This is a genomic window from Dysgonomonas termitidis (assembly GCF_042654545.1).
In the GTDB taxonomy this organism is placed as follows: domain Bacteria; phylum Bacteroidota; class Bacteroidia; order Bacteroidales; family Dysgonomonadaceae; genus Dysgonomonas; species Dysgonomonas termitidis.
In genome coordinates this window covers 1-2,389 of sequence record NZ_JBHSGN010000220.1, presented here as the reverse complement: position 1 = coordinate 2,389, position 2,389 = coordinate 1, and the positions used below count along the sequence as shown (strand labels likewise).

Here is a 2,389-nt window from a genome sequence, read left to right as displayed (position 1 = left end):
AAAAGAGCATGGAAAATAATTTCGTAGAAATGAATAAATCATCAGTACAGATGAGAGCTATTGAATGTTATAAAGAATATTTGAAGAAAGATTCATATTTATCATTCAAATCTTATTGCCGGGATAATAACATTAAATATGAAAAAATCTTAGATTGGGCGCAACGTCGCGGAATCTTTATGAGACGGCTTCAAGCAGAGGCAAGAGGCGAAGGTATCACCAATGAAGATCAACAAACCTTTATCCAGTTCAGGCCACAGAGCCATCCTGTCGGGACAGGCAGTGTTCTCAAAGGAGTCAGCATTACCTTTCCACACAATATCAGTCTGACCTTGCAGGAATGTACGGCGGAAAGCCTGATTTCGTTATTGTCATTGTATCATCCTGAAAAGTAGTATTCTATGTTTGGCCTTAACGATAATGTAAGGTACTTTATGTGCCAACACCCTGTTCGTATGAATAAAGGGATTGACGCATTGTTCAATCTGATCAAGTCCGAATCCCCGCTTTCTCCAATGAACGGTGATATCTATATCTTCTTTGGCCAGAACAGACAAAACGTAAAGATCTTAAAGTGGGATACCGACGGTTTTCTGTTATATCACAAGCGCCTTGAACGGGGCAGTTTTGAACTGCCTAAAATAGATCCGGCTACAGGCTATTATGAGCTATCCTGGGAGACTTTCAGCTTCATCATGTCGGGGGTCTCACTTGAAAGTGTACGCTTCCGCAAACGCTACAGAACGCGCTTTTTGTCCATTTAATAATTTGATAATCAATTAAATAAGCTACGCAAACTCTTGCTTATCTCCATATTTCTTTGTACCTTTAAAGCATGGCAGGAAGCAGAATGGAAGAAATATTGGCGGCGCAATTGGAAGCAGTCAATGCGTTCAACAAGCAGTTGTTGGCCCAGATAGAAACGCTATCCGCAACGGTTAAATCCATGGAGGGAACCATCGCTTCCTTACAGGAAGCCTTGCTTCAGAAAGACGAATCCCTCACTAAATCAGCAAATAAAATAAGAGGCATATCCAAACTCATATCCAATAAATCAGAAAAGCAGTCACAACCCAGGCAGGAACAAGAAACAGCTTCCGGAAAAGTAAAGCCGAAAGCCGACCTGAAAGCCCGCAAGAATAATGGAGCAAAACGGGATATGCATTATGAACTGGAAGAAGTGGTTAAAGATGTCTATCCCGATGATACGGAGTTTGATATACGAACGGCTATCCAAATCGGCATCCGTGAATCTATCCGGTACCGGATGGTTCCGATGAAGTTCCAGAAGATAGTCTACAGGCTTCACACATACAGACAGGATGAACGGATTTACTCCTGTAAGGCAAGCCAGGCCCCGCTCCAGAACTCAAGTTTTGACGGTTCCTTTATAGCAGGAATGGCACAGCTCAGGTATATCTACTCAATGCCTGTTGAACGAATAGTCAGGTACTTCAATGACAACGGCTTTCATGTAAACAAGGCAACGGCAAACGGACTGTTGTCCAAGACGGCAGATATGTTCGAGAACCTTTATACAGCTCTCGGCAGGGCTGTATTGGAAGATGATTACATAAGCTGTGATGAGACCTACTATAAAGTAATGGACAGGGCTGATAATGCGGATGCGCCAAACATCAACAAGGAATATATCTGGGCCATATCCGCAATGAACCTCAATCTGGCATACTACTTCTACGAGAATGGTTCAAGACAGGGTGCAGTCATATACAAGAAACTGGAAAAGTATAAAGGGACAGTCCAGAGTGACGGGTATGCTCCTTACAAATCCCTGGGGGATGGAATCCTCAGGCTGTCATGCTTCCAGCATTGTAAACGCAAGTTTTTGGATATCCGGGACAATCCGGATGCGGACAGCATAATCGAACTGATCAACCAGCTTTACAGACAAGAGCATCAGCATCGTATTGGAGTGGATGGGTGGACCCGGGATGATAACTTGAAATGGAGAAGAAAATACTCGAAAGATATCATGAAAGCCTTGAAGGTCGCACTCAAAAGAATAGTATCTTCTCCGGAATATCCTCCAAAGAGTCTGATGTATGCAGCAGCAAACTATATGCTGGGTGAATGGAAAGGCCTGGAGAATATCTTTACCTCCGGACTTTATAAACTTGATACAAATACTATTGAAAGGCTAAACCGTTACATATCCCTTTCCAGAAGGAACTCACTGTTCTTTGGTAGTCATAGGGGAGCCGAAAGAGGCGTTATCTTCTACTCGCTGGCTTGTTCGTGCAGGCTCAATAATATCAACTTCTTCGAATACCTTAGCGATGTGATCAACAATGCTGCGGCACTTCCACCGGATACATCACTCGAAAAATACCGCGACTTACTCCCGGACATGTGGACAAAAAAATAGCAG

At 43.1% G+C, this 2,389-nt stretch carries 3 protein-coding genes; all 3 read left to right on the top strand.

Annotated features, from left to right (window positions below):
- Positions 1 to 395, top strand: a 395-nt coding sequence (locus tag ACFO6W_RS26315) for a hypothetical protein (protein ID WP_380002143.1), incomplete at its 5' end; no start/stop codon positions are given.
- Between the two features lie 6 nt (positions 396 to 401).
- Positions 402 to 764, top strand: coding sequence for an IS66 family insertion sequence element accessory protein TnpB (gene tnpB / locus ACFO6W_RS26310; RefSeq protein ID WP_380002141.1), 363 nt, complete (start codon positions 402 to 404; stop codon positions 762 to 764).
- A gap of 71 nt (positions 765 to 835) precedes the next feature.
- On the top strand, positions 836 to 2,386 hold the full coding sequence (gene tnpC, locus ACFO6W_RS26305) for an IS66 family transposase (protein ID WP_380002139.1): 1,551 nt from the start codon (positions 836 to 838) through the stop codon (positions 2,384 to 2,386).
- Positions 2,387 to 2,389: the final 3 nt, after the last annotated feature.